This is a genomic window from Dietzia timorensis, assembly GCF_020742175.1.
GTDB classification, from domain to species: Bacteria; Actinomycetota; Actinomycetes; order Mycobacteriales; family Mycobacteriaceae; genus Dietzia; species Dietzia timorensis_A.
On record NZ_DYXM01000173.1, the window covers coordinates 1 to 6,847 of the forward strand.

Below are 6,847 nucleotides of genomic sequence, written 5' to 3' on the forward strand. Positions count from 1 at the left end.
TACGGCAGGTACTCGACCGTCGCCCGCAGGTTCTTCGTCAGCGCGCTCGTCGCGACCTTGCGCCGCCCGAGCACCTTCTCGGCGTTCGCGGCCGCCCACGCGAGGTGCTCCAGCGACATGACGATCTCGAACATCGCGTCCGCATGCGGCTTGCCCATCTCGGCGCTCATCGTCCGGGCGATCTGTTCGGCATTCCGCGCCAGGTCCGCCCGCCACGCGTCGAGCACCTTGCGCCGCTTCGCGAAACCCATGTCCTGCCAGCGCTTCTGCGCCCGCCGTGCGGATTGAACATCACGTATGACGTCGGAGGGCGAGTCGAACGCTACGTCCGGGCGCGCGTGTACTTGAGTCATGGCAATAAACGTCCTTCGCTGTTCAGGTCGACGGTCAGAGTGGAGCCGGCCGCCCGAGATACACAGGTGAGCATGTATTCGGAGCGTTCGGAATCGGTGAGCCGGTGGTCCCGGTGGTCGACCTCGCCGGAGATCACGCGGGTCATGCACGAGCTGCAGAATCCCTGCCGGCAGGAGTAGCTCACCCCGGGCTCGACGCGGCGGATCGCGTCGAGCGTGGTCTCGTTCGCCGCCACCTGCACCTTCTCGCTCGAACCGGCGATGAGCAGCGTGAACGGCTTGCCGCCGACGACCTCCGGCGGCGAAAAGCGCTCGGTGTGCAATGTCGCCGCGGGGTCGACGTCCGGCAGCACCGTGCGCGCGGTGTCCATGAGCGACGGCGGCCCGCACATGTACACCGCCGAGGCCGCATCGGCGCCGGCGAGCACCTCGGGGATATACGGGGGACCGAGTTCGTCGTCGGTGCGCACCTCGACGCGCCCGAGACCTGCGTCGATCTCGGCGAGCTCGTCCAGGAAGGGCAGGGTATCGCGGGAGCGCCCGAGATAGGCGAGCTTCCAGTTCGCGCCCTCGCGTTCGGCGTGCCGGACCATCGGCAGGATCGGGGTGATCCCGATGCCGCCAGCGATGAAGAAGTAGTTCTCGGTCTGCCGGAACGGGAACGCGTTGCGCGGGCCGCGCACCGTGATCCGGTCGCCTTCGGACAGCGAATGCATCTCGACCGAACCGCCCTCGCCGCCGGCCTCGGCGGAGATCCGCCGCACCGCGATGCGGAAGTGGCTGCGGTCCTCAGGGTCGCCGCACAGCGAGTAGCTGCGCTGCTTCCCGGAGGGGAGGAACACGTCGAGGTGCGCCCCGGGGCGCCAAAAGGGAACGGGGTTCCCGCTGTCCGGCGTCAGCTCGAACGACACGACGTCGGGGGCCTGTTTACGCACGCGCGTCACGGTCACCGGGAGGTCGTAGCCGGTGCGCCGAACGGGGTTCGGGCGCGAGAGCATCGGCGCGAAGGGGCTGCGGGCGAAGACCTGGCGGTATCCGTCCGCGGCGATGTCGAACATGCGCATCGCGGCAGTGACGCGCGTGCTGGCAGACTTGGTCACTGGTCTTGCTCCTCGTGCCTGTGCACGGCGGTGGACTGAGACAGGTATTCCACGGCCATGTCGATGCTGCCGAAGGACGCCGGGTGGAACTTCGGGCGCAGGTACACCGGGATCTCGGTTACGAAGAACTTCACGTCCGGAACGGCCTTCGCCTTGATGGACCGGCGGAACGACAGCAGCCAGTGCTCCTTTTTCTTCGGCAGCTCCGGATCGGAACGGTACAAATCCCGCGCCGTCGAGAAGAACAACGCGGCTAACACGACGCTGGCGATCAACGAGGTGCGCACGCGTCGCGCATACGAGCCGTCGACGTATTGGAATGCATCGAAGACGACGTTGCGGTGTTCGACCTCCTCGGCGCCGTGCCATTTGAGGAGGTCCATCATCTCCGGGTGCGTGTCGTTCGCCTCGAGGCCGCCGCTGGCGAGGAACCAGTTCCCGACGACCGCGGTGTAGTGCTCCATCGCCGCGAACAGGCCGAGCCGCTCGCACAGCCACGCCTTACGGGCGCGGCCGGTGAGCCCCTTGTAGCCGAGCACGTTGTCGACCATCCACTCCATCTTCGCGCCCATCTCGACATTGAGCCCGAGATCGGCGAGGTACTCGCGAGCACCGCGGTGCGAGTCGGCGTGCTGGGTCTCCTGCCCGATGAACCCGCGCACTTCCTCCTCCAGCCGCGGGTCCTCGATGTGGGGCAGCGCCTCGGCGAGCGCGGAGGACATCGCGCGCTCGCCCTCCGGGAGGATGAGGTGCATCGCGTTGTACATGTGCACCGCCATCGGCTGGCCGGGAATGTAGTGCAGCGGCATCCCGTCCCATTCGAAATGCACGTCGCGCGCCTCGATGGAATAGGACTCATCCGTATGGGTTGTCGAATGCGTTTCGGTGCTCATGGCCTACTGGCCTCCTCGGTCTCGGCGGAATCGTAGGAATCGGCGGACGTGTCCTCGGCGACGTCGCCGCCGGCCCCGAGGACGAAATCGGGCAGGTGGATGCGCCGGGTGCGCGCGCGGAATTGGCGGAAGAACCCCGGGAACCAGGCGATGTTCCGGCCGGTGGCGTCGATGTAATAGGAGGCGCAGCCGCCGACGTTCCACACCGAGCGCGACAGCGTGGTGTCGATCTCGTCGACGAACCGTTCCACCGCGTCGCCGCGCACCTCGAGGCTCGTCAACCCGTGAGCCTGCATCTCCCGGAGCGCGCTGATGATGTAGTCGACCTGCGCCTCGATGACGACGACCATCGAGGTGTACGTCGCCGCGTTCGGGCCGAGGATCTGGAACAGGTTGGGGAAACCGGCCGCTGCGGTGCCCAGGTAGCACAGGGGCGTGGGCTCCCAGCTCTCGGCGAGGGAGCGGCCTCCGGCGTCATGAACCCGGGAGAAGAACGGATGGCCGGAGACGGTGAACCCTGTGGCGAGTACGAGGACATCGAGTTCGTGGACCGTACCGTCCGCGGTCTCGACGCCGGTGGGCACGATCCGCCGGATCGGTTCGGTGATGACGTCGGTCTTCGCATCCGCCATGGCGGGGAAGTAGGCATTAGAGAACGTCGGCCGTTTGCAGCCGAACATGTAGTCCGGGGTGAGCTTGGCGCGTAGCTCCGGATCGGGAATCTGGCGCCGCAGCTGCGCCTTAGCGATGGCCTCCATCCCCTTGAGCAGGGCAGGGCGGAACACGAGGCCGTAGACCATGGACTCGAGGAGGAGGTCGACCGTGCGGCGCAGGGCGCGCTGGGTGGCGGGGATCCGCGCGAAAAGTGTCTGCAGCGCGGAAGGGATCGGCCGGTCGGGGTGCGGGAAGATCCACGTCGGCGTGCGTTGGAAGACGGTGAGCGAACGGCCCGCGCGTACTGCCTGCGGGATGATCTGCACGCCGGAGGCGCCGGTACCGATGACCCCGATGCGCGTGCCGCTCCAGTCCTGCGTGTGGTCCCAGCGCGCGGAATGGAGGACGGTGCCCTCGAAGTCCTCGAGTCCGGCGAAGTTCGGCGTCGACGGTTCGCTGAACGGGCCGAACGCTCCGACGACGACGCGCGCCCGCCACGTGCCCTCCGAGGTTGCGAGCGTCCAGTGCCGGCCCGTCTCGTCCCAACGCATGTCGAGGATCTCGTGGCCGAGCCGCAGGTGCGGTTCGATGCCGAAGTTCTTGCACACCTCGCGCAGGTAGGCGAGTAGCTCGGGCTGTAGGGGATAGAGGCGCGACCAGTCGGATTTCTGGGCGAAGGAGAACGAGTACAGCGCGGCCGGGATGTCGCACTGTGCGCCGGGGTAGGTGTTCGCCTGCCAGGTACCGCCGACCTCCGAGGCGCGATCGAAGAGGAGGAAGTTCGTGATGCCCTCGTCGAGCAGGCGCTTGGCGGTGCAGATGCCGCCGAACCCCGCACCGACGACCGCGACGTCGAGCATGTCGTCCACCATCCTGTCGGTCTCGGTGTGGTTCTCGATGTCGTTCCAGGAGTCCATGAACAGCTCCTTGTCGTAGCCGGTATGGACGGCGCGCCCGGGGCGTGTCGTGCGTTGGGTGATACGCGTCTCAGTCTTATGTAGACATCGCCTGATGTCAACTACTGCTGTGTGTCGATCGAGGCGCCTCTGCACCGCCTGCGCTTCGGTGGAGGTAGGCGTTCATTTCTCACGGGAACGTGGAGACCGTGTTAGGTTCGACGTAGACCACTTCCGTGCGGTGAAAGGGGCGTTCCACATGGGTGCCGGGCTCGTGATTCTGATCGTCGTCATCATCTTGTTGGTGATCCTGGTGGCGGTAGCCATCGGTATGTACAACGGACTCGTCCGCATGCGGAACAATGCGCGGGAGGCCTGGGCGCAGATCGACACCCAGCTCCAGCGCCGCGCCGACCTCATTCCCAACCTCGTGGAGACCGTCAAGGGCTACGCGAAACACGAGAGCGAAACCCTCCAGCGCGTCACCGACGCGCGTACCGCCGCGCAGCGCGCACACGAGACCGGCGAGGTCCGCGATGCGAAGGCGGCGGAGTCGGCATACAAGGACGCCATGGTTCGGGTCAACGCGGTGGCCGAGCAGTACCCGGATCTCAAGGCGAGCCGGAACTTCCTGTCCCTGCAGGAGGAGCTCGCCACCACCGAGAACAAGGTGTCGTTCGCGCGCCAGCACTACAACGAGGCCGTCAATTCCTACAACACCAAGCGCGAGGTCTTCCCGTCGAACATCTTCGCCGGGATGTTCAACTTCACAGCCGCCGAGCTCTTCGAGGTCGAAGACGAGTCCGCTCGTCGCGCGCCCGGCGTCCAGTTCTAGAGCCCGAAGGTCGCGTTACTCCCGATGGCGTCCTTCTCTACCGAACTCAAGCGGCTGCGCCGGGGCGTATTCGTCGCGTGGCTGGTCAACTTCCTCCTCCTCGCATTGACGGTCCTCGCGGCGATGCTCTTCGTCGCCCTGCCGAGCAATGTCACCAATGCCGAGCTGCTGCGTTACCTCCTCCTCTACGGCGGTATCGCGGTGGTCGTCGCCGCGGTGATCCTCGCGTTCGTCATGCTGATGTCGTCGTCCGTCGTCATGGGATCGGTGGGCGGTGACCACGAGCGGGTCACCAGCGGGCAGCTCTACAACATCGCCGAGGAGATGTCGATCGCCTCGGGGATGAAGGTGCCCGATGTCTACATCCAGCACGGCACCGGTGTGGCCAACGCCTACGCGCTGAGCAATCGCAAGGGGCACGCCCGCGTCGTGTTCACCGCGGAAATCCTGCAGACGCTTGATCGCTCCGAGGTCCAGGCGGTCATGGCGCACGAGCTCAGCCACGTCTATACCGGCGACTCGGTGGCGATGACTAGGCTCATCGCGCTGACGTCGACGGTCGGCATCATCGCGGGCCTGTCCTCGCGCATGTTCTACGGGCGACGCGGCGGTGGCAATGGCAAGACCAACCCGTTGGCGATCGTCATCATCGTGCTGTCGCTGATCTTCCTCCTCGTTGCTCCCATTCTCTCGCGCGTCGGCAATGCCTTCATGTCCCGCAAGCGCGAATCCCAGGCCGATGCGAACGCGGTGCGCTTCACCCGTAACCCCACGGCCATGGCGAGCGCGCTGGCCAAGATCGACGGCTACAGCTATCAGTCCGGCGCCGACAACAACAAGGACGCCGAGAAGTTCTATAAGACCGTCGGCGCGCTGGCGTTCTTCAATCCGGCGAAATTCGCCGGCGCCTTCGCCACGCACCCGCCCATCGGGCAGCGCGTCGACGCGTTGGTGAAGATGGGCGCAGAACCCCCGCGGGCGCCCGGCGCCTAGCTCCACCCGGCCGGATGGGTACCTTGGCAACCATGGACGACCAGCACAACGCAGGACAGGATGGTCTCGTCGGGATCAGCGTCGACTCCGGTCCGCTGGAGCTCACACCGGTCATGGTGCGCGAGTTCTCCGCCGTCACACGTTCCGATGACGGCGGAGAGCAGGTGCCCCACACGATCGCCGCGCCGCTCACGTCGGGGGTTCAGGAGAAGCTCATCGGCGATGAACGCCTGGGGATCGACCTCGCCCGGACGATGCACACCGAGCAGCGCATCGAGTCCTCCCATCCGCTCGAGGTGGGCCGGACCTACACCGCGACCGCGACGGTCGAATCGATCCGCAAGGCCGCCGGCGGGAGGCTGATCACCTTCGCCATCGACGTGCGCGACGCGGGCGGAACAACCGTCCAGACGCTGCGAACGACGCTGTTGTCCGCGCTGGCCACCAGTGGTGCCGACGAGAGCGCGGGAGGGGAGGCATGAGCATGGGCGCACAACGGCCGGAATTCGGCGAACGCACGATCGAGCTGAGCCGCGAGGACCTGCTCGAGTATGCGCGCGCGGCAGGCGACCCCAACCCCATCCACCTTGACGACGAGGCCGCGCGCGCCCTCGGCCTCGACGGGGTCATCGCGCACGGCATGCTGACCTGGGCGCGTGTGCTTGCGGAGGTGGCCGACTGGGCCGGAGGATCGCACAAGATCGTGCGCAGCGAGGTGCGTTTCGCCAAGCCGGTGCCGGTGCCCATGGATGGGGCGGCGACCATCGAATTGACCGCGCGGGTCAAGGAGCCCGACCCGGCGACCGGATACTCCACGGTGATGCTCACGGCGAAGAACGAGGGGGCGAAAATCTACGGAAAAGCGGCGGTCACGGTGAAGCCATGAGCTGCGGCGCGCTGCGTTCGGTTGGGACGGCTTCCGTCCATTGTGTAGAGTGAATCCTCGCGTGCTCCGTGGCGAGCGGTCGCTTCTGCACCACACGTGGGTGCAGACGCCGTAGAGTCGAAGGAAACGCAAAGGGGCGTGGCTCAATTGGCAGAGCAGCGGTCTCCAAAACCGCAGGTTGCAGGTTCGAGTCCTGTCGCCCCTGCCACATCCCCCGGGTGCGAGCCCGGGCCGATT

8 protein-coding genes and 1 tRNA gene are annotated in these 6,847 nt (G+C 66.5%); 5 read left to right on the plus strand and 4 right to left on the minus strand.

The features are described 5' to 3' along the window. The 4 genes from K8V11_RS09060 to K8V11_RS09075 form a co-directional block, all read right to left on the minus strand. Positions 1–353, minus strand: a 353-nt coding sequence (locus K8V11_RS09060; protein ID WP_303912998.1) for an aldehyde dehydrogenase family protein, incomplete at its 3' end; no start/stop codon positions are given. Beyond that, a complete protein-coding gene (locus K8V11_RS09065; RefSeq protein ID WP_303913000.1) occupies positions 350–1,453 on the minus strand; it encodes a PDR/VanB family oxidoreductase in 1,104 nt (367 codons plus the stop codon). The genes K8V11_RS09065 and K8V11_RS09060, both read right to left, overlap by 4 nt. Further along, positions 1,450–2,346 (minus strand): metal-dependent hydrolase, encoded by an 897-nt coding sequence (locus K8V11_RS09070; protein ID WP_303913002.1) that lies wholly within the window; start codon positions 2,344–2,346, stop codon positions 1,450–1,452. Before K8V11_RS09070 ends, K8V11_RS09065 begins: the two co-directional genes overlap by 4 nt. Next, positions 2,343–3,917, minus strand: a complete 1,575-nt coding sequence (locus K8V11_RS09075; protein WP_303913004.1) for an NAD(P)/FAD-dependent oxidoreductase — start codon at positions 3,915–3,917, stop codon at positions 2,343–2,345. Before K8V11_RS09075 ends, K8V11_RS09070 begins: the two co-directional genes overlap by 4 nt. Positions 3,918–4,155: 238 nt before the next feature. Between K8V11_RS09075 and K8V11_RS09080 the strand changes: the two genes are divergently transcribed. From K8V11_RS09080 to K8V11_RS09100, 5 genes are all read left to right on the plus strand, one after another. Continuing rightward, on the plus strand, positions 4,156–4,731 hold the full coding sequence (locus tag K8V11_RS09080; RefSeq protein WP_303913006.1) for a LemA family protein: 576 nt from the start codon (positions 4,156–4,158) through the stop codon (positions 4,729–4,731). 24 nt (positions 4,732–4,755) lie between these two features. Next, positions 4,756–5,724 carry a M48 family metalloprotease gene (locus tag K8V11_RS09085; RefSeq protein WP_303913007.1) on the plus strand — a complete coding sequence of 323 codons (969 nt, stop codon included), beginning with the start codon at positions 4,756–4,758 and terminating at the stop codon, positions 5,722–5,724. Positions 5,725–5,756: 32 nt separating this feature from the next. Beyond that, positions 5,757–6,206 carry a MaoC family dehydratase N-terminal domain-containing protein gene (locus K8V11_RS09090; RefSeq protein WP_303913009.1) on the plus strand — a complete coding sequence of 150 codons (450 nt, stop codon included), beginning with the start codon at positions 5,757–5,759 and terminating at the stop codon, positions 6,204–6,206. Beyond that, entirely contained in the window at positions 6,203–6,610 is a 408-nt protein-coding gene (locus K8V11_RS09095) for a MaoC/PaaZ C-terminal domain-containing protein (protein ID WP_303913012.1), read from the plus strand. Before K8V11_RS09090 ends, K8V11_RS09095 begins: the two co-directional genes overlap by 4 nt. A gap of 132 nt (positions 6,611–6,742) precedes the next feature. Next, a tRNA-Trp gene (locus K8V11_RS09100) sits at positions 6,743–6,818 on the plus strand. Positions 6,819–6,847 lie beyond the last annotated feature (29 nt).